At 58.0% G+C, this 22761-nt stretch carries 21 protein-coding genes and 3 tRNA genes; 21 read left to right on the top strand and 3 right to left on the bottom strand.

Going from position 1 to position 22761, the window contains the following annotated elements; all coding sequences use genetic code 11:
- The first annotated feature begins 23 nt into the window (after positions 1-23).
- On the top strand, positions 24-428 hold the full coding sequence (locus tag FQ192_RS05275; protein WP_149657644.1) for an MFS transporter: 405 nt from the start codon (positions 24-26) through the stop codon (positions 426-428).
- Between the two features lie 9 nt (positions 429-437).
- Here FQ192_RS05275 and FQ192_RS05270 read toward each other — a convergent pair whose 3' ends face one another.
- On the bottom strand, positions 438-746 hold the full coding sequence (locus tag FQ192_RS05270) for a YhbY family RNA-binding protein (RefSeq protein WP_008005472.1): 309 nt from the start codon (positions 744-746) through the stop codon (positions 438-440).
- Between the two features lie 105 nt (positions 747-851).
- Between FQ192_RS05270 and rlmE the strand changes: the two genes are divergently transcribed.
- The 16 genes from rlmE (at position 852) to FQ192_RS05190 (ending at position 16405) form a co-directional block, all read left to right on the top strand.
- A complete protein-coding gene (gene rlmE, locus FQ192_RS05265) occupies positions 852-1481 on the top strand; it encodes a 23S rRNA (uridine(2552)-2'-O)-methyltransferase RlmE (protein WP_020299918.1) in 630 nt (209 codons plus the stop codon).
- 202 nt (positions 1482-1683) lie between these two features.
- Positions 1684-3597 (top strand): ATP-dependent zinc metalloprotease FtsH, encoded by a 1914-nt coding sequence (gene ftsH, locus FQ192_RS05260; protein ID WP_149657643.1) that lies wholly within the window; start codon positions 1684-1686, stop codon positions 3595-3597.
- An 8-nt stretch (positions 3598-3605) separates the two neighbouring features.
- Entirely contained in the window at positions 3606-4457 is an 852-nt protein-coding gene (folP, locus tag FQ192_RS05255; protein ID WP_149657642.1) for a dihydropteroate synthase, read from the top strand.
- A 16-nt stretch (positions 4458-4473) separates the two neighbouring features.
- Positions 4474-5811, top strand: a complete 1338-nt coding sequence (gene glmM, locus FQ192_RS05250) for a phosphoglucosamine mutase (protein WP_149657641.1) — start codon at positions 4474-4476, stop codon at positions 5809-5811.
- A 66-nt stretch (positions 5812-5877) separates the two neighbouring features.
- Positions 5878-6633 carry a triose-phosphate isomerase gene (gene tpiA / locus FQ192_RS05245; RefSeq protein ID WP_149657640.1) on the top strand — a complete coding sequence of 252 codons (756 nt, stop codon included), beginning with the start codon at positions 5878-5880 and terminating at the stop codon, positions 6631-6633.
- 4 nt (positions 6634-6637) lie between these two features.
- Positions 6638-7021 carry a preprotein translocase subunit SecG gene (gene secG / locus FQ192_RS05240; RefSeq protein WP_017336473.1) on the top strand — a complete coding sequence of 128 codons (384 nt, stop codon included), beginning with the start codon at positions 6638-6640 and terminating at the stop codon, positions 7019-7021.
- Between the two features lie 22 nt (positions 7022-7043).
- Positions 7044-7129, top strand: a tRNA-Leu gene (locus tag FQ192_RS05235).
- A 96-nt stretch (positions 7130-7225) separates the two neighbouring features.
- Positions 7226-7302, top strand: a tRNA-Met gene (locus FQ192_RS05230).
- A gap of 138 nt (positions 7303-7440) precedes the next feature.
- Positions 7441-7899 (top strand): ribosome maturation factor RimP, encoded by a 459-nt coding sequence (gene rimP / locus FQ192_RS05225; protein ID WP_149657639.1) that lies wholly within the window; start codon positions 7441-7443, stop codon positions 7897-7899.
- A 47-nt stretch (positions 7900-7946) separates the two neighbouring features.
- A complete protein-coding gene (gene nusA, locus FQ192_RS05220; protein ID WP_008024459.1) occupies positions 7947-9428 on the top strand; it encodes a transcription termination factor NusA in 1482 nt (493 codons plus the stop codon).
- Between the two features lie 27 nt (positions 9429-9455).
- Positions 9456-11981, top strand: a complete 2526-nt coding sequence (infB, locus tag FQ192_RS05215; RefSeq protein ID WP_149657638.1) for a translation initiation factor IF-2 — start codon at positions 9456-9458, stop codon at positions 11979-11981.
- 159 nt (positions 11982-12140) lie between these two features.
- Positions 12141-12542: a 30S ribosome-binding factor RbfA gene (gene rbfA, locus FQ192_RS05210; protein ID WP_008149016.1), complete on the top strand. Its 402-nt coding sequence runs from the start codon at positions 12141-12143 to the stop codon at positions 12540-12542.
- Positions 12543-12545: 3 nt separating this feature from the next.
- Complete coding sequence (truB, locus tag FQ192_RS05205) at positions 12546-13463, top strand: tRNA pseudouridine(55) synthase TruB (RefSeq protein WP_123405159.1); 918 nt, start codon at positions 12546-12548, stop codon at positions 13461-13463.
- 161 nt (positions 13464-13624) lie between these two features.
- Positions 13625-13894, top strand: coding sequence for a 30S ribosomal protein S15 (gene rpsO / locus FQ192_RS05200; RefSeq protein ID WP_003176135.1), 270 nt, complete (start codon positions 13625-13627; stop codon positions 13892-13894).
- A 194-nt stretch (positions 13895-14088) separates the two neighbouring features.
- Positions 14089-16194, top strand: coding sequence for a polyribonucleotide nucleotidyltransferase (pnp, locus tag FQ192_RS05195; RefSeq protein WP_046045794.1), 2106 nt, complete (start codon positions 14089-14091; stop codon positions 16192-16194).
- 135 nt (positions 16195-16329) lie between these two features.
- Positions 16330-16405 (top strand) — tRNA-Thr (locus FQ192_RS05190).
- A 9-nt stretch (positions 16406-16414) separates the two neighbouring features.
- On the opposite strand, the gene FQ192_RS05185 is transcribed toward FQ192_RS05190, so the two are convergent.
- A complete protein-coding gene (locus FQ192_RS05185) occupies positions 16415-17080 on the bottom strand; it encodes a hypothetical protein (protein ID WP_149657745.1) in 666 nt (221 codons plus the stop codon).
- Positions 17081-17395: 315 nt separating this feature from the next.
- Between FQ192_RS05185 and FQ192_RS05180 the strand changes: the two genes are divergently transcribed.
- A complete protein-coding gene (locus FQ192_RS05180; RefSeq protein ID WP_128871926.1) occupies positions 17396-17701 on the top strand; it encodes a DUF6388 family protein in 306 nt (101 codons plus the stop codon).
- A gap of 80 nt (positions 17702-17781) precedes the next feature.
- Here the strand turns inward: FQ192_RS05180 and nadC are convergent, their stop codons facing one another.
- A complete protein-coding gene (gene nadC / locus FQ192_RS05175; RefSeq protein ID WP_149657637.1) occupies positions 17782-18630 on the bottom strand; it encodes a carboxylating nicotinate-nucleotide diphosphorylase in 849 nt (282 codons plus the stop codon).
- A gap of 360 nt (positions 18631-18990) precedes the next feature.
- Between nadC and FQ192_RS05170 the strand changes: the two genes are divergently transcribed.
- The 3 genes from FQ192_RS05170 to ampE all read left to right on the top strand — a co-directional run bounded on the left by FQ192_RS05170 (position 18991) and on the right by ampE (position 22659).
- On the top strand, positions 18991-21201 hold the full coding sequence (locus FQ192_RS05170) for a DUF1631 domain-containing protein (protein WP_149657636.1): 2211 nt from the start codon (positions 18991-18993) through the stop codon (positions 21199-21201).
- Between the two features lie 64 nt (positions 21202-21265).
- On the top strand, positions 21266-21826 hold the full coding sequence (ampD, locus tag FQ192_RS05165; RefSeq protein ID WP_149657635.1) for a 1,6-anhydro-N-acetylmuramyl-L-alanine amidase AmpD: 561 nt from the start codon (positions 21266-21268) through the stop codon (positions 21824-21826).
- Positions 21823-22659: a regulatory signaling modulator protein AmpE gene (ampE, locus tag FQ192_RS05160; RefSeq protein ID WP_149657634.1), complete on the top strand. Its 837-nt coding sequence runs from the start codon at positions 21823-21825 to the stop codon at positions 22657-22659. Before ampD ends, ampE begins: the two co-directional genes overlap by 4 nt.
- The last annotated feature ends 102 nt before the right edge of the window (positions 22660-22761 follow it).

Below are 22761 nucleotides of genomic sequence, written 5' to 3'. Positions count from 1 at the left end.
GGCGCCCGCTGCGTGCGGGCGTCATGCTTTGGCAGTTGACTCAGATGCTGTGGGTCGGCGGCTTGTGGTTGTTGCACATCGGTTTGCTGCCGGTGCTGGGCAAAATTGGCCTGGCACCGCTGCTGATCGACGAAATTACAGGCATGCTGGATGCGCTGATGGTCGGTTTCGCCACAGCGTGTGTGATTTTTCAGGCTTTGGTGCTGATTCAGGCCGAGGGCCTTGTCAGTCTATGGCGGGATATTCGCGGGCAACTGCTGTTGATGGCGTTGTATGCGTGCGGGATGTTTTTCATCGTGCGCATGGGCTGGCCGGAGGCGGTGCGCTGGGAAACGTTCAGCTATCTTGTTCTGGGGTTTTCCGGGCTGGTGCTGGTGTTGCAACCGGTGCCTGGATGGAGTGGCAGGGTGCGCGAAGCACACCCTTGACCCTTGCCATCACTTGAAGCGATGGACGTTCGACAGCTGCTTGTTGACGCTGAAGTTCTTGCGGTAAATCAGTGCCATCTTGCCGATGACCTGAACCAGGTCCGCTTTGCCGACCTTGCACAGTTCTGCAATGTTGGCCAAGCGCGACTCGCGATCGAGGATGTTGAGCTTGATTTTAATCAGCTCGTGATCCGCCAACGCGCGTTCAAGTTCGGCTAACACACCTTCAGTCAAACCGTTATCAGCCACAGTCAAAACTGGTTTCAGATGGTGGCCAATGGATTTGTACTGTTTCTTCTGCTCTTGAGTGAGCGGCATAATCTGACCCCTGCGTCTGATCTTGTAAAAAGCGGCGGCCAGTTTACCCGAGCGAGTCCGGGACCGCCCAGTTAATCACGACCCGTTTTATTTTCGAGGTGGCCCGTGGCCCGTTCCAAGACAAGCCTTAAGTGGCTGCAAAGACATGTCAATGATCCCTATGTGAAGCAGGCGCAGAAGGATGGTTACCGTTCGCGTGCGAGTTACAAGCTTCTGGAGGTCCAGGAGAAATACAAACTGATCCGTCCAGGTATGAGTGTTGTCGACCTGGGAGCGGCGCCCGGCGGCTGGTCGCAGGTCACTAGTCGGCTGATCGGTGGTCAGGGGCGTCTGATCGCCTCGGACATCCTGGAGATGGACAGCATTCCGGACGTGACTTTCATCCAGGGTGACTTCACCCGGGACGACGTGCTCGCTCAGATCCTTGAAGCCGTTGGTAATTCGCAGGTGGACCTTGTGATTTCCGATATGGCCCCCAATATGAGTGGTACGCCTGAAGTGGACATGCCGAAAGCCATGTTTCTCTGTGAGCTGGCTCTTGATCTGGCGGCTCGGATACTCAAACCGGGTGGTAATTTCGTGATCAAGGTGTTTCAGGGCGAAGGGTTTGATGCTTATGTGAAGGACGCTCGTCAGAAATTCGACAAGGTCCAGATGATCAAGCCGGACTCTTCCCGTGGCAGTTCCCGCGAGCAATACATGCTGGCTTGGGGCTACCGCGGCCGTAGTGAGTAAATCGAGGTTTTTTCGCGGGTCGATAGGATTTTCGTATTTCGCCCCGTGAGCATTAGCGAATATTGTGTAGAAAGTGTTTCACAAAGGGTTACAGACGGCGCCTGCCAGAGTCGTAGGTAATGTAGTAAGTTAGGCCGGTGAATATCATGCGAAGCGCGCGCCAGTAGCGGAGCTTGCTTCAGAGGGTAGTTAATTGAACGATATGGCAAAGAATCTGATCCTGTGGTTGATCATCGCGGCTGTCCTGGTGACGGTGATGAACAACTTCTCCAGCCCTAACGAGCCGCAGACCCTTAACTATTCCGACTTCATCCAGCAGGTCAAGGATGGCAAGGTCGAGCGCGTAGCCGTGGATGGCTATGTGATTACCGGCAAGCGCAACGATGGCGACAGCTTCAAGACCATTCGTCCGGCAATCCAGGACAATGGCCTGATCGGCGATCTTGTGGACAACCACGTTGTGGTCGAAGGCAAGCAGCCTGAGCAGCAAAGCATCTGGACTCAACTCCTGGTCGCAAGCTTCCCGATCCTGGTGATCATCGCCGTGTTCATGTTTTTCATGCGGCAGATGCAGGGCGGTGCCGGTGGCAAGGGCGGGCCGATGAGCTTCGGCAAGAGCAAGGCGCGTCTGCTTTCCGAAGATCAGGTAAAAACCACCCTGGGTGACGTTGCCGGTTGCGACGAAGCCAAGGAAGAAGTCGGCGAGTTGGTCGAGTTCCTGCGCGATCCGGGCAAGTTCCAGCGCCTCGGCGGCCGCATTCCTCGCGGCGTGCTGATGGTCGGTCCTCCGGGTACCGGTAAGACCTTGCTCGCCAAGGCAATTGCCGGCGAAGCCAAGGTGCCGTTCTTCACCATTTCCGGCTCCGACTTCGTTGAAATGTTTGTGGGTGTCGGTGCAAGCCGTGTTCGCGACATGTTCGAGCAAGCCAAGAAACACGCGCCATGCATCATCTTCATCGATGAAATAGACGCCGTTGGTCGGCATCGTGGCGCCGGCATGGGTGGCGGTCACGATGAGCGTGAACAGACGCTCAACCAGTTGCTGGTTGAGATGGACGGCTTCGAAATGAATGACGGCATCATCGTCATTGCCGCCACCAACCGTCCGGATGTCCTCGACCCTGCATTGCTGCGTCCCGGCCGTTTCGACCGTCAGGTTGTGGTCGGCCTGCCGGACATTCGTGGTCGTGAGCAGATTCTCAAGGTCCACATGCGCAAAGTGCCAATGGGTGACGACGTCGCTCCGGCCGTGATCGCTCGTGGCACTCCTGGCTTCTCCGGTGCTGACCTGGCCAACCTGGTGAACGAAGCGTCGTTGTTCGCCGCCCGTACCGGCAAGCGCATCGTCGAGATGAAAGAGTTCGAACTGGCCAAAGACAAGATCATGATGGGCGCCGAGCGCAAATCGATGGTCATGTCCGAGAAAGAGAAGCAGAACACCGCTTACCACGAAGCTGGCCACGCAATCGTCGGTCGCGTCGTGCCTGAGCATGATCCGGTCTACAAGGTGTCGATCATTCCGCGCGGTCGTGCGCTGGGTGTGACCATGTTCCTGCCGGAAGAAGATCGCTACAGCCTGTCCAAGCGTGCACTGATCAGTCAGATCTGCTCGTTGTACGGTGGCCGTATCGCCGAAGAGATGACCCTGGGCTTTGACGGCGTTACCACGGGTGCTTCCAACGACATCATGCGTGCCAGCCAGATTGCACGGAACATGGTGACCAAGTGGGGGCTGTCGGAAAAACTCGGTCCGTTGATGTACGCCGAAGAAGAGGGCGAAGTGTTCCTCGGTCGTGGCGGTGGCGGTCAGAGCGCAAGCTTCTCCGGTGAGACAGCCAAGCTGATTGACTCCGAAGTGCGCAGCATCATTGATCAGTGCTACGGCACGGCCAAGCAGATTCTCACGGATAACCGTGACAAGCTCGATGCTATGGCTGATGCCTTGATGAAGTACGAGACGATCGATGCTGACCAGATCGACGACATCATGGCCGGCCGTACGCCTCGCGAGCCACGCGATTGGTCGGGTGGTGGGGCAGGTTCCTCCGGAACACCTCCGGTGGCGCAGGATCCTCGTCCGGAAACACCGATCGGCGGTCCGGCTGCTGACGTTTAAGGTTTGAAATGACTTCTGTTCAGTCCCTGACCCGGTTGCCTTGCGGCAACCGGGTTCTTGATTTGGCCCATACGCATGTCATGGGCATTCTCAATGTCACTCCCGATTCCTTTTCCGACGGCGGCCGATACAGCCAGCTCGATGCGGCGCTGCGCCACGCTGAAGCGATGGTAGCGGCTGGCGCGACGCTGATTGATGTAGGTGGCGAATCGACTCGACCGGGCGCCAGGGCGGTTTCGCCGCTTGAAGAGCTCGAACGTGTTGCGCCGATTGTCGAGCGCATCAATCGCGAGCTGGATGTGATTATCTCGGTCGATACTTCCACGCCGGCAGTCATGCGCGAAACCGCGCGACTGGGGGCAGGGTTGATCAATGACGTGCGCGCCTTGCGGCGTGATGGCGCCCTGGATGCAGCGGCGGCCACCGGTCTCCCGGTGTGCCTGATGCACATGCTCGGCGAGCCGGGCGATATGCAGGACAACCCGCAGTATCAGGACGTGACCAAAGAGGTTGGCGAGTTTCTCGTCGAGCGCATGGCGCAATGTGCGTCAGTGGGGATTCCGGCCGAGCGGATCATCCTTGATCCGGGTTTCGGTTTCGCAAAAAGCCTGCAGCACAATCTAAGCTTGTTCAAACATATGGAGGCTCTCCATGCCTTGGGGCGGCCCCTGTTGGTCGGGGTTTCGCGAAAGAGCATGATTGGTCTGGCGTTGAATCGTCCGGTCGGAGAGCGCCTTTTTGGTGGTCTGGCGCTCGCAGCGCTGGCTTCGGTCAAGGGCGCGCGTATATTGCGCGTCCATGATGTGGCCGAAACAGTCGATGTGGTGCGAATGATCGCCGCAGTAGAATCAGCCGAATAAGAATGATGGGGCACTTATGACTAGGAAATACTTTGGTACCGACGGCATTCGTGGTCGGGTCGGGCAATATCCGATTACTCCAGACTTCATGCTCAAGCTCGGCTGGGCGGCTGGCATGGCGTTTCGCAAAATGGGCGCCTGCAAGGTGCTGGTAGGCAAGGACACGCGTATCTCCGGATACATGTTCGAGTCGGCGCTGGAAGCAGGGCTTACCTCCGCAGGCGCTGACGTAATGCTGCTGGGACCGATGCCGACGCCGGCCATCGCCTATCTGACGCGCACGTTCCATGCCGAAGCAGGCATCGTGATCAGTGCTTCGCACAATCCTCACGATGACAATGGCATCAAGTTTTTCTCCGGGAAAGGCACCAAGCTTCCGGACGAAGTCGAATTGATGATCGAGGAATTGCTCGACACCCCAATGACCGTGGTCGAGTCGAGCAAGATCGGCAAAGTGTCGCGCATCAACGACGCTTCGGGTCGTTACATTGAATTCTGCAAAAGCAGCGTCCCGACCGGCACCAGCTTCGCGGGCCTGAAGATCGTGATCGACTGCGCCCATGGCGCGGTCTACAAAGTGGCGCCTAGTGTGTTTCGTGAGCTGGGTGCCGATGTTGTCGTGCTGTCTGCCCAGCCAAACGGGCTGAACATCAACGACAATTGTGGTTCGACCCATATGGGACAGCTCCAGGCCGCCGTACTGGCCGAGCATGCCGATCTGGGTATCGCCTTCGACGGTGATGGCGATCGGGTCCTGATGGTCGATCACACGGGCGCTATCGTCGATGGTGACGAGTTGCTGTTCATCATTGCCCGCGATCTGCATGAGCGTGGCAAGTTGCAGGGCGGTGTGGTCGGCACATTGATGAGTAACCTGGGGCTGGAACTGGCCCTGGCGGATCTGGCGATTCCTTTCGTGCGTGCCAACGTTGGCGACCGTTACGTGATTGCAGACCTGCTTGAGCGCAATTGGTTGGTCGGTGGCGAAAACTCCGGGCACATCGTCTGCTTCAACCACACCACGACCGGTGACGCGATCATCGCTGCGTTGCAGGTGTTGATGGCGCTGAGAACGCGTTCCGAAGGGCTGGCTCAGGCGCGCCAGGCGTTGCGCAAGTGCCCGCAGGTGCTGATCAACGTCCGTTTCGGTGGTGGTGCGAGCCCTCTCGATCATCCGTCGGTCAAGGAGGCCAGTGAGCGTGTTACGCAAGCCATGGCGGGTCGCGGGCGCGTGCTGTTGCGCAAGTCAGGGACAGAGCCTCTGGTGCGGGTCATGGTCGAAGGCGAGGACGAAACACTGGTTCGTGGTTATGCCGAAGAGCTGGCAAAACTGGTTACTGAAGTTTCTGCCTGAATTCGGCTTGCCAGTCATGATTGTGTTGGGTAACATCTGCGCCCACTTTGACCGACGAGGTACAGCATGCGTCGCCCTATGGTAGCTGGTAACTGGAAGATGCACGGTACCCGCGCCAGCGTCGCTGAGCTGATCAAGGATCTGGGTAACCTGACCTTGCCGAGCGGTGTTGATGTAGCGGTATTCCCGTCTTTCTTGCATATCAATCAAGTGATTGATGGTCTGGAAGGCAAGTCGATCAAGGTCGGCGCGCAGAACGCTGCGGTGGAGCCCAAACAAGGTGCGTTGACCGGTGAAGTTGCGCCGAGTCAGCTGGCTGAAGAAGGTTGCTCACTGGTGCTCGTGGGCCACTCCGAACGTCGCCAGATTGTCGGCGAGAATGATGAAACACTCATTCGCAAGTTCGCAGCAGCGCAGGCATGCGGCTTGATTCCGGTGTTGTGCATAGGGGAAACCCTTGAGCAGCGCGAAGCCGGTAAAACTCTTGAGGTTGTCGGGCATCAGCTGGGCAGCGTCATCGAGAAGCTGGGTGTTGAAGTTTTTGCAAAGGCAGTAATCGCTTACGAGCCGGTCTGGGCCATTGGCACCGGGCTGACTGCTTCGCCGCAACAGGCGCAGGATGTGCATGCAGCCATTCGCGCTCAGTTGGCGGCAAAGAATTCTGAGGTCGCACAAGGTGTGCGGCTTCTATACGGCGGCAGCGTGAAGGCGGCCAATGCGGTCGAACTGTTCGGCATGCCGGATATCGATGGGGGGCTCATTGGTGGAGCTTCCCTGAATGCAGATGAGTTCGGTGCGATCTGTCGCGCCGCGGGAAACTGAAAAAATGCTGGAAACAGTCGTAGTCGTTTTTCATCTGCTGGGTGCATTGGGCGTAGTTGCTCTCGTATTGCTGCAGCAGGGTAAAGGTGCGGATGCTGGCGCGTCTTTCGGTGCAGGTGCTTCAAATACTGTGTTCGGAAGCCAAGGTTCCTCTACCTTTCTTAGTAAGTTTACTGCTATACTTGCCGCAGGTTTCTTCATAACCAGCTTAGGGTTAGGTTACTTTGCTAAAGAGAAAGCTCACCAGCTGACTCAAGTAGGTTTGCCAAACCCAGCAGTGTTGGAAGTTCCAAAGCAACAACCGGCTTCTGATGATGTCCCGGTGCTTCAAGAGCAAAAGTCGGCTACTCCAGCGACTGACGTGCCTCCAGCTCAAGAGCAAAAGTAAGAAGGGTTTCAAACGTAGTATTGCCGAGGTGGTGGAATTGGTAGACACGCAACCTTGAGGTGGTTGTGCCCATAGGGTGTAGGGGTTCGAGTCCCCTTCTCGGTACCAATTATCAGGAGAGCCCGCTGTTGCGGGCTTTCTTGTAGGTGGAAGGTTACATTGACCCTGTCAAGGATCGGTCGTATACTTCCGCCCCAGCTTTGTCGCGGGGTGGAGCAGTCTGGTAGCTCGTCGGGCTCATAACCCGAAGGTCGTCGGTTCAAATCCGGCCCCCGCAACCAGTTTAAGGAGCCCCTTTTAAGGGGCTTTTTGTTAGCTGGACACTTTCAACGCCGCTGTTCGACGGCGTTTCAAGGATGGGCGTTTCGCCCATTTTTTTATTTTGCATAGCATGCACATACATGCACGAGGGGGTTCAGGTGTCGAGCAAGCTAGAAGAGTTGCAGGCCTTGCTGGCCCCGGTGGTCGTGGCCCTAGGCTATGAATGCTGGGGTATTGAGTTTTCGGCTCAAGGTCGCCACTCAATGTTGCGCGTTTATATCGATAAAGAAGGCGGCGTGCTGGTGGACGACTGTGCCATCGTCAGCCGCCAAATCAGCGGTGTCCTGGATGTTGAAGATCCGATCGCCGTTGAGTACACCCTTGAAGTTTCCTCGCCTGGCATGGAACGCCCACTGTTCACTCTTGAGCAGTTTGCAAAATTTGCCGGTGAACAAGTGAAGATCAAGCTGCGCTCGCCTTTCGAAGGCCGACGCAACTTTCAGGGCCTTCTGCGCGGTGTAGAAGAGCAGGACGTCGTGGTGCAGGTGGAAGACCATGAGTTTCTGTTGCCGATCGATATGGTCGACAAGGCCAACATTATTCCCAGTTTTGACTGAGACGCGGATCCCGCGGATCCAATGGCTTGCGAAAGGCGAGGCGTACGATGAGCAAAGAAGTACTGCTGGTTGTTGAGTCGGTATCCAATGAAAAGGGCGTACCGGCAAACGTAATTTTTGAAGCGCTGGAGCTGGCTCTGGCCACTGCTACCAAGAAACGTTTCGAGGACGAAGTCGATCTGCGTGTGGAAATCAATCGCCACACCGGTGCTTACGAGACATTCCGTCGCTGGACGGTCGTCGAAGAAGCTGACCTGGACGATCCGGCCATCGAAACCTGGCCAAGCAAGGTTGCAGAAACGCATCCGGGTGCCCAGGTTGGTGATGTAGTCGAAGAAAAGATCGAATCCATCGAGTTCGGCCGTATCGCTGCACAGACTGCCAAGCAAGTCATCGTGCAGAAAGTTCGTGAAGCCGAGCGCGCACAGGTTGTTGACGCATATCGCGAGCGCCTGGGTGAAATCATCTCCGGCACCGTGAAGAAAGTGACCCGCGACAACGTGATCGTCGATCTGGGAAACAACGCTGAAGCGTTGCTGGCCCGTGAAGACATCATTTCTCGCGAAACCTTCCGGGTTGGCGTGCGTTTGCGTGCGCTGCTCAAGGAAATCCGTACCGAGAATCGCGGCCCGCAACTGATCCTGTCGCGTACCGCACCGGAAATGCTGATCGAGTTGTTCCGCATCGAAGTGCCGGAAATCGCTGAAGGCCTGATCGAAGTAATGGCTGCGTCCCGCGACCCGGGTTCGCGCGCCAAGATCGCGGTCCGCTCCAAGGACAAACGTATTGATCCGCAAGGCGCTTGCATCGGTATGCGCGGTTCGCGCGTCCAGGCAGTGTCGGGCGAGTTGGGCGGCGAGCGTGTGGACATCGTCCTGTGGGACGATAACCCGGCGCAGTTCGTGATCAATGCAATGTCGCCAGCTGAAGTGGCGGCAATTATCGTTGACGAAGATGCCCATGCAATGGACATCGCCGTTGGCGCAGACAATCTGGCTCAGGCCATCGGTCGCGGTGGTCAGAACGTACGTTTGGCTAGCCAGTTGACTGGCTGGACCCTGAACGTGATGACCGAATCGGACATCCAGGCTAAGCAGCAAGCAGAAACCGGCGACATCCTGCGCAACTTCATCGACGAGCTGGAAGTCGACGAAGACCTGGCGCAAGTGCTGGTAGATGAAGGCTTCACCAGCCTGGAAGAGATTGCCTACGTACCGTTGGAAGAAATGCTCAACATCGACGGCTTTGACGAAGAAACCGTCAACGAGCTTCGCGCTCGCGCCAAGGATCGTTTGTTGACCAAAGCCATCGCTACTGAGGAAAAGCTGGCAGACGCCCATCCGGCCGAAGACCTGCTCTCGCTTGAGGGTATGGACAAGGATTTGGCGATGGAACTGGCGGTGCGCGGCGTAATTACCCGCGAAGACCTGGCCGAGCAGTCTATTGACGACCTGCTCGACATCGACGGCATTGACGATGATCGTGCCGGCAAGTTGATCATGGCCGCCCGAGCCCACTGGTTCGAGTAATTAGGCGCGGCCTGAGGAGAGAAGTGCATGACGCAAGTCACGGTGAAACAACTGGCCGATGAGGTCAAAACACCGGTAGAGCGCCTGTTGCAGCAGATGCGTGAGGCAGGTCTGCCGCACACCGCCGCCGAAGAACATGTGACTGACAGTGAGAAGCAATCTTTGCTGACTCACTTGAAAAGCAGCCACAAGGCGAAAGTGGAAGAACCACGCAAGATCACGCTGCAGCGTAAAACCACCAGCACCCTGCGTGTTGCTGGCAGCAAAAGCATCAGCGTTGAAGTCCGTAAAAAGAAAGTTTTCGTACAGCGCAGCCCGGAAGAAATCGAAGCCGAGCGCAAACGCGAACTGGATGAACGTCGCGCAGTAGAAAATGCTGCCCGTCAGAAGGCTGAAGAAGAAGCCAAGCGTCGCGCCGAAGAAGAAGCACGCCGCCAGCCTGCTACCGCGCAAAACGCTACTAACGATGCTGTCGCAGCGCCTGCTGCGGTTGCCGAGCCAGTTCGCGAAAGCGCACCGGTTGTGGCGGCTGCACCGGCTCCTTCGGCCGACCGCAAGCCGAACGATCAGCGTCGTCCGGACAAACCACGTGCCGACGATAACAATCGTCGTAGCGGCGGTGGCGATGGCGAGCGCAAAAACGCTCCGCATCGTGCTTCGGTCAAAGAGAAAGCGCCTGCTCCACGTGTTGCGCCACGTACTACCGACGAAGAAAGCGATGGCTTCCGTCGTGGTGGTCGCGGTAAGGCCAAGCTGAAGAAACGCAACGCCCACGGTTTCCAGAGCCCAACCGGCCCTGTCGTGCGTGATGTGCAAATCGGCGAGACCATCACTGTTGGCGATCTCGCGAATCAGATGTCGGTCAAGGCTGCTGAAATCATCAAGTTCATGTTCAAACTGGGTACTCCAGCGACGATCAACCAGGTACTGGATCAGGAAACTGCCCAACTGGTTGCCGAAGAGCTGGGCCACAAAGTGACCCTGGTCAGCGACACCGCCCTGGAAGATTCCCTGGCCGAGTCTCTGAAGTTTGAAGGTGAGACGTTCTCCCGTGCACCGGTTGTGACCGTAATGGGCCACGTCGACCACGGTAAGACCTCGCTGCTCGACTACATCCGTCGTGCCAAGGTAGCTGCTGGCGAAGCCGGCGGTATCACCCAGCACATCGGTGCGTACCACGTTGAAACTGATCGCGGCATGGTCACTTTCCTCGATACCCCGGGTCACGCTGCGTTTACCGCAATGCGTGCTCGTGGTGCCAAGGCGACTGACATTGTGATCCTGGTCGTTGCAGCGGACGACGGCGTAATGCCGCAGACCATTGAAGCGGTCCAGCACGCCAAGGCTGCCGGTGTTCCTCTGGTAGTGGCTGTGAACAAAATCGACAAGCCGGGCGCCGATCTCGATCGCATCCGTAGCGAACTGTCGGTTCACGGCGTGACTTCGGAAGAGTGGGGCGGCGACACCCCGTTCGTATCGGTTTCGGCGAAAGTCGGTACTGGCGTGGACGAGTTGCTCGAAGCTGTTCTGCTGCAAGCCGAAGTTCTGGAACTGAAGGCAACACCTTCGGCTCCTGGCCGTGGTGTTGTGGTTGAATCGCGTCTCGACAAGGGCCGTGGCCCGGTGGCTACCGTGCTGGTTCAAGACGGTACCCTGCGCCAAGGCGACATGGTCCTGGTCGGTTCGAACTACGGCCGTGTACGTGCCATGCTCGACGAGAACGGCAAGCCAATCAAAGAAGCCGGTCCTTCCATCCCTGTCGAGATCCTCGGCCTGGACGGTACCCCGGACGCTGGCGACGAGATGAGCGTGCTGTCGGACGAGAAGAAAGCCCGTGAAGTGGCTCTGTTCCGTCAAGGCAAGTTCCGCGAAGTCAAACTGGCTCGTGCTCACGCTGGCAAGCTGGAAAACATCTTCGAAAACATGGGCCAGGCAGAGAAGAAGACGCTTAACATCGTCCTCAAATCTGACGTTCGTGGTTCGCTGGAAGCGTTGAACGGTGCCTTGAACGGCCTGGGTAACGACGAAGTGCAAGTGCGTGTTGTGGGTGGCGGCGTCGGTGGTATCACCGAGTCCGACGCTAACCTGGCACTGGCCTCCAACGCTGTACTGTTCGGCTTCAACGTGCGTGCCGATGCTGGCGCTCGCAAGATCGTCGAGCAGGAAGGCCTGGATATGCGTTACTACAACGTGATCTACGACATCATCGAAGACGTCAAGAAAGCCCTCACCGGTATGCTGGGCAGCGATGTTCGCGAGAACATCCTGGGTACCGCTGAAGTGCGTGACGTGTTCCGTTCGCCGAAGTTTGGCGCGATCGCCGGTTGCATGGTTATCGAAGGTGTTGTTCACCGTAACCGTCCAATCCGTGTACTGCGTGAAGACATCGTTATCTTCGAAGGCGAGCTGGAATCCCTGCGCCGCTTCAAGGATGACGCTTCCGAAGTACGTGCCGGCATGGAATGCGGTATTGGCGTCAAGAGCTACAACGACGTCAAAGCTGGCGACAAGATCGAAGTTTACGAGAAGGTTCAGGTTGCTCGCAGCCTCTAACTCGCGCACTTCAAGGGCCACGGCGAGCCGCTGCATGCAAGTGCGCGGCACGGCGTCAGGACTCTAAACGCAACGCCCGGTCTGGCTTTTGTCAGGCCGGGCGTTTGCCGCTTTCAGACCCCACGGGTTTCACCGTGTGGCAGTAACAGGTAACAAGACATGGCAAAAGAATACAGCCGTACCCAACGTATCGGCGATCAGATGCAGCGTGAGCTGGCACAGCTGATCCGTCGTGAAGTCAAAGACCCGCGCGTCGGCCTGGTCACCATTACCGCTGTTGAAGTCAGCCGTGACGTCGGTCACGCCAAGATCTTCATCACCGTGATGGGCCAGGACAACGCCGAAGACATCGCACAAAGCATCAAAGTGCTCAACTCCGCCGCTGGCTTCCTGCGCATGCAGTTGGCTCGCGAAATGAAGTTGCGCAGCGTTCCGCAGTTGCACTTCCACTACGACGAAAGCGTCGTGCGTGGCGCGCACCTGTCGGCCCTGATCGAACGTGCGGTCGCTGAAGACAATCAGCACCCGGTTGCGGCTGAAGCCGAAGACACCAAGGAGTAATCGGTGGCTCAGGTCAAACGTATCCGTCGTAACGTCAGCGGCATCATTCTGCTCGACAAGCCGCTGGGGTTTACCTCCAACGCGGCGTTGCAGAAGGTTCGCTGGTTGCTGAACGCCGAGAAAGCCGGGCACACCGGCAGTCTCGATCCGCTGGCCACCGGCGTGTTGCCGTTGTGCTTCGGTGAAGCCACCAAGTTCTCGCAGTATCTGCTCGATTCCGACAAGGCTTATGAAACCCTGGCGCAACTGGGCAAGACCACCACCACGGCGGATGCCGAGGGTGAGGTTTTGCAGGAACGCCCGGTGACCGTTGGTCGCGCCGATGTCGAAGCTGTTTTACCCGGTTTTCGCGGGCAAATCAGTCAGATACCGCCGATGTACTCGGCGCTCAAGCGTGATGGCCAGCCGCTGTACAAGCTGGCCCGTGCAGGCGAAGTAGTGGAGCGCGAACCGCGTTCTGTTACTATTGCGCGCTTGGAATTGCTGGCCTTTGAGGGTGATACTGCGCGCCTTGCAGTGGATTGCAGCAAAGGCACCTATATCCGCACCCTGGTGGAGGATATCGGTGAGCAACTCGGTTGTGGCGCTTACGTTGCTGAATTGCGACGTACCCAGGCCGGGCCTTTCACGCTGGCGCAGACGGTCACGCTTGAAGAGTTGGAAGCGGTACATGCCGAAGGCGGCAACGAAGCGGTCGACCGCTTCCTGATGCCATCGGACAGCGGCTTGCTGGATTGGCCGCTGTTGCAGTTCTCGGAGCACAGCTCGTTCTACTGGCTCAACGGCCAACCGGTACGAGCCCCGGATGCACCGAAGTTCGGCATGGTACGGGTACAGGATCACAACGGTCGCTTCATCGGTATCGGTGAAGTGAGCGAAGACGGGCGCATCGCGCCGCGTCGACTGATTCGGTCAGAATGACCGGAACCAGTTTGGTGTAAAAGCGCAGTAGCTTTTACACAAACTGGGACGAGGGTGGCTGTTAGCAGGCATGGTCACTACTCATTTTTAGATACAGGGATTTGTCCCTGGCCTGTTGAAGCTGTTTCTCTGAAACAGTTTCCTGATAAAAGGATTGCCTCATGGCTCTCGACGTTCAAGAAAAAGCTCAAATCGTAGCTGACTACCAGCAAGCTGTTGGTGACACTGGTTCGCCAGAAGTGCAAGTTGCACTGCTGACCCACAACATCAACAAGCTGCAAGGTCACTTCAAGGCCAACGGTAAAGATCACCACTCCCGTCGTGGTCTGATCCGCATGGTAAACCAGCGTCGTAAGCTGCTGGACTACCTGAAAGGCAAGGATCTGGGTCGTTATCAGGCTCTGATCGGTCGCCTGGGTCTGCGTCGCTAATAAGCGATTGCGCTAGAGGTTGGTTGTCTGCCGTGTGCCAGTGGGTTTCCCGCGGGTGCATGGCAGGCTCCCAGCCTCAAGTTTTATCTGGATACACGTTTTACCCTGGACAGGCGTTGGGCCGATTCCCGACATTGCCCAAGAATTTCGCAAGAAGACAAGTTCCCCAAGAGCCACAAAGAAGGTAGGACACCGTGAACCCGGTAATCAAAAAATTCCAGTTCGGTCAGTCGACCGTTACCCTCGAGACTGGCCGTATCGCCCGTCAGGCCTCCGGCGCAGTATTGGTCACCGTTGACGACGACGTCAGCGTGTTGGTGACTGTCGTTGGTGCCAAGCAAGCCGATCCAGGCAAGGGCTTCTTCCCTCTGTCCGTTCACTACCAGGAAAAGACTTACGCTGCCGGTAAGATCCCTGGCGGTTTCTTCAAGCGCGAAGGCCGTCCTTCCGAGAAAGAAACCCTGACTTCCCGACTGATCGACCGTCCGATCCGTCCGCTGTTCCCAGAAGGCTTCATGAACGAAGTGCAGGTTGTCTGCACCGTCGTTTCCACCAGCAAGAAGACCGATCCGGACATCGCTGCGATGATCGGTACCTCGGCTGCCCTGGCGATCTCCGGCATTCCTTTCGATGGCCCGATCGGCTGTGCACGCGTTGCGTTCCACGAAAGCACTGGCTACCTGCTGAACCCGACTTACGAACAACAGAAAGCTTCGAGCCTGGACATGGTCGTTGCCGGTACGTCGGAAGCCGTGTTGATGGTTGAATCGGAAGCCAAAGAGCTGACCGAAGACCAGATGCTGGGCGCAGTACTGTTTGCTCACGACGAGTTCCAGGTTGTGATCAACGCCGTTAAAGAACTGGCCGCTGAAGCTGCCAAGCCAACCTGGACCTGGACTCCACAGCCTGAAGCCACCGCTCTGCTGGGCGCGATCCGTGCCGAGTTCGGCGACGCGATCTCCCAGGCTTACACCATCACCATCAAGGCCGACCGTTACGCTCGCCTGGGTGAGCTGAAAGATCAGGTCGTTGCCAAGCTGTCCGGTGAAGAAGGCCAGCCTTCTTCCAGCGAAGTGAAAGCAGCGTTTGGCGAAATCGAATACCGCACCGTTCGCGAAAACATCGTCAACGGCAAGCCACGTATCGACGGCCGCGACACCAAGACCGTACGTCCTCTGAACATCGAAGTCGGTGTTCTGCCCAAGACCCACGGTTCGGCGCTGTTCACCCGTGGCGAAACCCAGGCTCTGGTCGTTGCAACACTGGGCACCGCCCGTGACGCGCAACTGCTGGACACCCTGGAAGGCGAGAAAAAAGACCCGTTCATGCTGCACTACAACTTCCCTCCGTTCTCGGTAGGTGAGTGTGGCCGCATGGGTGGCGCTGGTCGTCGCGAAATCGGTCACGGCCGTCTGGCCCGTCGTTCGATTGCAGCCATGCTGCCTGCTGCCGACGTGTTCCCATACACCATTCGTGTTGTGTCGGAAATCACCGAGTCCAACGGTTCGAGCTCCATGGCTTCGGTCTGCGGCGCTTCCCTGGCCCTGATGGACGCTGGTGTTCCGATGAAGGCACCGGTTGCCGGTATCGCCATGGGTCTGGTTAAAGAAGGCGAGAAGTTCGCCATCCTGACCGACATCCTGGGTGACGAAGACCACCTCGGCGACATGGACTTCAAAGTAGCGGGTACTGCCAAAGGTGTTACCGCGCTGCAGATGGACATCAAGATCAAAGGCATCACCGAAGAGATCATGGAAATCGCTCTGGGCCAAGCCCTGGAAGCGCGCCTGAACATCCTCGGTCAGATGAACCAGATCATTGGTCAGTCCCGCACCGAGCTGTCGGAAAATGCTCCGACCATGATCGCGATGAAAATCGACACCGACAAAATCCGTGATGTCATCGGTAAAGGCGGCGCGACCATTCGTGCGATCTGTGAAGAGACCAAGGCTTCGATCGACATCGAAGACGACGGCTCGATCAAGATCTTCGGCGAAACCAAGGAAGCGGCTGAAGCAGCACGTCAGCGCGTTCTGGGCATCACCGCAGAAGCTGAAATCGGCAAGATCTACGTCGGTAAGGTTGAGCGCATCGTCGACTTCGGCGCATTCGTCAACATCCTGCCTGGCAAGGACGGTCTGGTTCACATCTCCATGTTGAGCGACGCTCGCGTTGAGAAAGTGACCGACATCCTGAAAGAAGGCCAGGAAGTGGAAGTATTGGTACTGGACGTGGACAACCGCGGCCGTATCAAGCTGTCCATCAAAGACGTAGCAGCAGCCAAGGCGTCGGGCGTTTAATCACCCCCGCCTGACCGCTTCAACGTTATAAAAAAGGCCCCGCAGTGAAAACTGCGGGGCCTTTTTTTGTCTGCGATAAACCGAGGTGGGGCTTGCGGTTGCGACTCGCGAAAGCTGTGCTAGGTTTAGCTCACCGCCCGTGTAGCTCAGCCGGTAGAGCAGCGCACTCGTAACGCGAAGGTCGCAGGTTCGATTCCTGTCTCGGGCACCATTGCCGCTGTTATTTCACTTTTCGGCTCAGGTCTTCGACCGTGCGTTTGAGCTGATCCAGTTGATTGTCCTGATCGCTGACTTCCCGCTTCAGGTTGGACAGGTCGCTGGAGCTTGAGCTGGAACTCGAGCCGGCGCTGCGCTTGAGGTCTTCCACCTGGCTGGCGAGCTTCTTCAGGTGGTTGTCCTGATCGCTGACAGTGCGCTTGAGGTTGGACACCTCGCTTGAGCTGGAACTGGAGCTTGAACCGGTGTTGCGCTTGAACTCCTCCATCTGACTGGCGAGTTTCTTCAGGTCTTTATCCTGTTCCTCGACAGTGCGCTTGAGGTTGGATATTTCATTGCTGCTCGAGCCGGTGCTGGTGCCGGTGTTGCGTCTGAGTTCTTCGATGAGGCGCGCTTGTTCGCTGACGGTGGTCTTCAGTTTGTCGATTTCAGCCGTATTGGTTTTAACCGTGCCTTGTAACTTTTCCACCTCGCTGATTTCCAGATTGGTTTTGACCAGTACGGTCTTGCCATAGGAAGTGTGGGTGGCAGTGAGCGTGTCGTTAAACGATGGGTTGTCGGAGCTGAGCTCGATAGCTTGAGCCGTACTGGCCAGTGCCAGGTTGCCGAGCAGCAGGGCAGCCATGCCGGTTGCAAACAGGGTAGACGAAAGCTTTGGGAAATTGCGCATCACCTGAGTTCCTTGTGAAGTGCCTATATGGCACATCGCTATGACTTCGATTTTCGAAACATGTTCCTGAGGGGGCGCAAAAATGACGTGGCCGGGGAGGGCATCCGGTTTTTTGTAGATTTGATGTAAACATGCATATAAATCGTCAGCCAAAGGTCCTATATTCGGAACTTGCATGAGCACCACCGAGCTGTTTTCAGATGATCCCGAATGGTTCTGAAGGCCAGACAAACCGGGCTTTACGCGGTTTTTTGCGTCAGAGAGATCCTTGATGATCCAGATCCATCTTCCATTCCCCAGATCAGCGAGAACGACATGACTGTTAAAGAATTGACCCAAGAAGCCAGACACGAAGAAGCGCTGAAGAAGTACTTGCTGGAATCGCCCCAGCTCGCCGAAGAGATCAAGGACTTGCCCGCCGACGATCAGAAAGACCAGATCCAGTGGGCGTTCGAGGATGAAGCGGAATCCCAGGGCTTGCAGCCGTGGGAACTGACGCTCAAGTACACCTCGAGCCCGGAAGAATTCGAGGCGGCGCGCCTGGTTCTGCACAAGGAGGCGGCCGAAGTGTTGGGCGTCGAATGGGAAGAGTACTGCGAGATGAATAATCTGGTGGTTTAAAGGCAGCCTCAAGTTTCAAGCGGCGAGCTACAAGTAAAAGCAGAACTGCTTGAAGCTTGTAACTTGCCGCTTGGAGCTGCTCAGAGGCTGAGCCGCATCGACAGGTCGACAGCCTTCACATCCTTGGTCATCGCACCAATCGAAATGTAATCCACACCGGTTTCGGCAATCGGTAGCAACGTGCTTTCGTTGATCCCGCCGCTGGCCTCCAGTTTTGCCTGGCCGTTGTTCAGGCGTACTGCTTCACGCATGTCATCCAGGCTCAGTTCGTCGAGCATGATGATATCGGCGCCGGCCGCCAGGGCCTCTTTCAGTTCATCCAGGCTTTCCACTTCGATTTCCACGGGCTTGCCCGGGGCAATCTTGTGCGCGGCCTTGATGGCTTCAGCGACACCGCCGCAGGCTGCGATATGGTTTTCCTTGATCAGGAACGCGTCATACAGGCCGATGCGGTGGTTATGGCAGCCGCCGCAGGTCACGGCGTACTTCTGCGCCAGGCGCAGCCCCGGCAGGGTTTTGCGGGTGTCGAGCAGCTTCACCTGAGTCTCGGCGACGAAATCCGCCAGAAACTGCGCGCGAGTCGCCACGCCGGACAGCAGTTGCAGGAAGTTCAGCGCGCAGCGCTCGCCCGTCAGCAGCGAGCGCGCCGGGCCTTCGAGGTGGAACAGCGCCTGATTGGGTTTCACCCGTTCGCCATCGCGCACTTGCCAGTGCACCGCGACTCGCGGGTCCAATTGCCGAAAGACGGCATCCACCCACGCGGTGCCGGCGATGACGGCCGCGTCGCGGGTGATGATAGTGGCTTTGGCCAGGCGTTCGGCCGGGATCAGTTGCGCGGTGATGTCGCCGCTGCCGATGTCTTCGAGCAGCGCGCGACGCACGTTGGCTTCGATTTCGGCGGTCAAATCGGCGAGGCGTAGATTCGGCATAACGGGCTCCACAAACAAAGTGGCCCGATTATAGGGCCATGGCGCAGGCCAACCCAAGGCATGCCGAGTGCCCGGATCGCTCTGAAACCTGCATTTGGTCGATTCGCGTGAGCATAGGCGGCAAAACCGGGGTCTGTCCTGTACGTCTATTTCGTTGTGAAGCAAAGAGTCTGCTGGCACAAGCGGCGTGTTTTGCCGATAATCCGCCTTGCATTTGACGTCATAGCTTTGACGTCTCGTTGGGTCCCCGATTATTGAATGACAGCGGGTGGGCAGTGTTCCCCGTTGAGCGTCGGCTGTGAGGCCGGCGCAGTCGATCTTTCTTACCGAACCGAAGACTCACCGTTTCAGGAGGCTTGGATGCACAACGACGGGAATGTAGTGCCTTTGCACAAGGCGGCTACCGACCAGGCGACTCACTCGCCGCTCGCCCGCCTGCCTGTGATTCTGCTTCAGGTTCGCGACAAGGCTGCGCAACAGCTCAGGCATGGTTTGCAGGCGCTGTTCGATAACGCCGACGACACCCTGTTCGAAATGGCCGACCGGGCCCGCAACGACGTCGAACAGAACATTTTCTTCGAAGCCATGCGCGACTTGCGCCTCAAGCGCAAAAGCATCGAGCGCGGGTTTCTTGAGCAATTCTTCGAGGCATTCATCAGCCTCACCCAATACGACGTCACGCAGTCCACCCTGTCCCAGGCCATGGCGTTCGATGCCAGCGCAACGCTGCCCCAGGATGACCTGGAGCGCAACGTGGCGGTCGAGGCTATGGTCAGCAAAGTGCTGAGCCGCGAAGGTTTTGCCCTCGATCAACTGACCACCCGGCTCAGCGTGTTGTTGGGCAAGGAATTGCTCGAACAGCACAACCCGCTGGGCCCGGCGATGCTATGCGAGTATTTCCTCCAGGCCGGGCGCAACCTGGGCGTGGAGATCAAGGTCAAGTTGATCATCCTCAAGCTATTCGAGCGCTACGTGCTCAGCGGCGCCGATCAGCTCTACAGCGAAGCCAATCAACTGTTGATCGCCACTGGCGTGCTGCCCGAACTCAAGCCAGCCCCGGCCAGACGTGCCGCTGATCGCGCGGCGGCCAGTGTGCAGGCCGAACCCGTCGAGACGGTCGCCAAGTCCGGCAGCACGCACATTGATGACAGCGTGCAAGAAGTCTTCGCCGCGTTGCAGGAGCTGTTGTTTCACGTGCGCGGCAGTGTCGCGCCAACCCTCGAAGCCAGCACCCCGGCCCAGCCGATCTCCACCCGCGACCTGCTGCGCCTGCTCTCGCATTTGCAGCAATACGTCCCGACCCTGGCGGCTCAGGACGACTTCGACCTGCGCAACCAGCTCGAACAACTGCTGACCCGGGTCAGCGTCAAGAGCGGCAAGTCGCGGGTGGTCGGTGTCGCCGATGAAGACGTGATCAACCTGATCGCGATGCTCTTCGAATGCATCCTCGATGACCGCAACCTGCCGGATTCCCTCAAGGCGCTGATCGGGCGCTTGCAGATTCCGATGCTGAAAATCGCCGTGCTCGACAAGAGCTTCTTCAGCCGCAGCAGCCATCCGGCGCGGCGCCTGCTCAATGAAATCGCCGCCGCAGCCATGGGCTGGGGCGAGTGCGACGATCATGCGCGGGACACGCTGTACTTGCGCATCGAACAAGTGGTGCAGCGGTTGTTGAACGATTTTGTCGATGACCCGGCGATTTTCTCCGAGTTGCTGGCGGACTTTCTGGCGTTTACCAGTGACGAGCGCCGCCGTAGTGAGTTGCTGGAGCAACGCACCCGCGATGCCGAGGAAGGTCGGGCCAAGACCGAACTGGCGCGTCAGCGGGTCGAGCAGGCGCTGAACGAGGCCTTGCTCGGCAAGCTGCTGCCCCAAGGGGTAGTGGCGTTCGTGCAAGAGGCCTGGAGCAAGGTGCTGTTGCTGACCTGCCTCAAGCACGGCGATCAGTCCGCCGAATGGCATGCCGACGTGCAGACCATGGCGCAGTTGATCTGGAGCGTGCAGCGCCACGACGAAGCCGATGCCAGCCTGCGCCTGCTGTCGCTGGTGCCGGGGTTGCTCAAGTCGCTGCGCGATGGTTTGAGCAGCTCGGCGTTCGATCCGTTTGCAACCAGCGAATTCTTCGCTGAACTGGAAGCCTTGCACGTGCAACTGTTCGAGCGGCCGTCCCAGGAGCCGGCGTCTTCGAGCGATACGCCGGTGATGGTCGAAGTGGTCGAGGAAATCGTCCTGCGCAATGCCGATGAAGGTCCGGTCGAAACGGCTTCGGTGCGTTTACCGGCGGACGATGTCGGGCTGCTCCAGGTCGATCAATTGCGCGTGGGCAGTTGGGTGGAATTTCAGGAAGACGAAGAAAACACCCTGCGCTGCAAACTGGCGGCGATCATCGATGCCACCGGCAAATACATCTTCGTCAACCGCACCGGCATGAAGGTGCTGGAGCGCAGCCGCACCGGGCTGGCCCTGGAGTTTCACCGGGGCGCGGTGCGTGCGCTGGACGATACGCTGCTGTTCGATCGGGCCCTGGAATCGGTGATTGGCAACTTGCGGCGCCTCAATCACGCCAAGTGATCGCGTACCGAGGGTCTATCGCGGCATACTGGGCGCCAACACGGTCGTCGTTGAAGGAACCTGTATGCAGTTGGACCCCGCGAGCGGTTGGTGCCAGGGCGTAAATATTTGCCCCTCGCCCAACTTCAATGCGCGCCCCTCGGATGAAATCTCCCTGCTGGTGATTCACAACATCAGCCTGCCGCCGGCGCAGTTTGCCACCGGCAAGGTGCAGGAATTTTTCCAGAATCGTCTGGATGTCACGGAGCATCCCTACTTTGAAGGGATCGCTGACCTGCGGGTGTCTGCGCACTTTCTGATCGAGCGTGACGGCACGGTTACTCAGTTTGTCTCCTGTCTTGAGCGCGCCTGGCATGCCGGCATCTCGAATTTCGAAGGGCGAGAAGTCTGTAACGACTTTTCCGTGGGCATCGAACTTGAAGGCACAGATGATCTGCCGTTCACCGATGCGCAATACCAGGCCTTGACGGCCCTGACCCGACAGCTGCAAAACGCTTTTACCGGCATCACTGCACAGCGCATTTGCGGGCATAGCGACATCGCCCCTGGGCGCAAGACCGATCCGGGACCGGCGTTCGACTGGGCACGCTATCGCGCCGCTTTGGCTAAAGAGGAACAACAATGAGTTTTCTGGTGTTGCTGCTGGCGGTCTGGATCGAGAAGTTCTCGGCCCTGCGCCATCGGGTTCAACGTGACGGAGGTTGGGTGCGCGAGCTGCACAAGCTGGAAGCCAGCCCGCGCCTGAAGGACCGTTCGTGGCTGGTGTTGGTGCTGTTGGTGTTGTTGCCGGTGGCGCTGCTCGGTTTGCTGCTGGTGGTGCTGGAACCCGTGGCCTATGGCTTGCTGGCCCTGCCGGTGCACCTGTTGGTGGTGATTTACAGTTTGGGTCGCGGCGATCTCCTGGGCGAACTCGGGCCGTTTCGCGACGCCTGGCGCCGGGAAGACCTGCAAGCCGCCGCGCATGTGGCCAATCGCGATCTGAATATCTGCGCCGACAGTGGCGAGCAACTTCTGGAGCGCGTGCAGGCCCATCTGCTGTGGCAGGCCTACCAGAGCTTTTTTGCGGTGATTTTCTGGTACTTCCTGCTGGGCCCGGTGGCGGCGCTGAGTTATCGCTTGCTGGCGCTGGCTGAAGAACATGGGCAGAACCCGGCGGTGGTCGAGCGCGCCGCACAACTGCGCCACGCCTTCGATTGGGTGCCGGTGCGGCTGCTGGCGGCAAGTTTTGCCCTGGTCGGCAACTTTGTCGCGGTCGGTCGGGTGATGCTGCACGAACTGCTGAACTGGAACATCACGGCCGCGCAATTAATCGAAAAGGTCGGACTGGTAGCGGGTGAGATTCCGGCGCCGGTGGTTGGGCCAGATGGCATCAACAGTCTGGATCGTATCTGGGAACTGCTGCTGCGTGCGGCGGTGCTTTGGTATGCCGGGTTTGCGTTGTGGACGGTGTTGCCTTAGGCCTCCAAAGATCATTGTGGCGAGGGAGCTTGCTCCCGCTGGGGTGCGAAGCACCCCCAATACCTGCCAAGGTGATTGATCAGGAAAATCTTGCCCGATTGC

The organism is Pseudomonas sp. ANT_J12, from assembly GCF_008370045.1.
Classification (GTDB): domain Bacteria; phylum Pseudomonadota; class Gammaproteobacteria; order Pseudomonadales; family Pseudomonadaceae; genus Aquipseudomonas.
Note: the sequence above shows the minus strand (reverse complement) of the source record. Positions and strands in the feature narration are given on the sequence as shown.

Excerpts from the sequence above, each read along its gene's own strand:
- FQ192_RS05275 (WP_149657644.1), top strand. The coding sequence starts at position 24 with ATGCTTTGGCAGTTGACTCAGATGCTGTGGGTCGGCGGCTTGTGGTTG.
- FQ192_RS05270 (WP_008005472.1), bottom strand. The coding sequence starts at position 746 with ATGCCGCTCACTCAAGAGCAGAAGAAACAGTACAAATCCATTGGCCAC.
- ftsH (WP_149657643.1), top strand. The coding sequence starts at position 1,684 with ATGGCAAAGAATCTGATCCTGTGGTTGATCATCGCGGCTGTCCTGGTG.
- folP (WP_149657642.1), top strand. The coding sequence starts at position 3,606 with ATGACTTCTGTTCAGTCCCTGACCCGGTTGCCTTGCGGCAACCGGGTT.
- glmM (WP_149657641.1), top strand. The coding sequence starts at position 4,474 with ATGACTAGGAAATACTTTGGTACCGACGGCATTCGTGGTCGGGTCGGG.
- tpiA (WP_149657640.1), top strand. The coding sequence starts at position 5,878 with ATGCGTCGCCCTATGGTAGCTGGTAACTGGAAGATGCACGGTACCCGC.
- secG (WP_017336473.1), top strand. The coding sequence starts at position 6,638 with ATGCTGGAAACAGTCGTAGTCGTTTTTCATCTGCTGGGTGCATTGGGC.
- nusA (WP_008024459.1), top strand. The coding sequence starts at position 7,947 with ATGAGCAAAGAAGTACTGCTGGTTGTTGAGTCGGTATCCAATGAAAAG.
- infB (WP_149657638.1), top strand. The coding sequence starts at position 9,456 with ATGACGCAAGTCACGGTGAAACAACTGGCCGATGAGGTCAAAACACCG.
- rbfA (WP_008149016.1), top strand. The coding sequence starts at position 12,141 with ATGGCAAAAGAATACAGCCGTACCCAACGTATCGGCGATCAGATGCAG.
- rpsO (WP_003176135.1), top strand. The coding sequence starts at position 13,625 with ATGGCTCTCGACGTTCAAGAAAAAGCTCAAATCGTAGCTGACTACCAG.
- FQ192_RS05185 (WP_149657745.1), bottom strand. The coding sequence starts at position 17,080 with ATGCGCAATTTCCCAAAGCTTTCGTCTACCCTGTTTGCAACCGGCATG.
- FQ192_RS05180 (WP_128871926.1), top strand. The coding sequence starts at position 17,396 with ATGACTGTTAAAGAATTGACCCAAGAAGCCAGACACGAAGAAGCGCTG.
- nadC (WP_149657637.1), bottom strand. The coding sequence starts at position 18,630 with ATGCCGAATCTACGCCTCGCCGATTTGACCGCCGAAATCGAAGCCAAC.
- FQ192_RS05170 (WP_149657636.1), top strand. The coding sequence starts at position 18,991 with ATGCACAACGACGGGAATGTAGTGCCTTTGCACAAGGCGGCTACCGAC.
- ampD (WP_149657635.1), top strand. The coding sequence starts at position 21,266 with ATGCAGTTGGACCCCGCGAGCGGTTGGTGCCAGGGCGTAAATATTTGC.
- ampE (WP_149657634.1), top strand. The coding sequence starts at position 21,823 with ATGAGTTTTCTGGTGTTGCTGCTGGCGGTCTGGATCGAGAAGTTCTCG.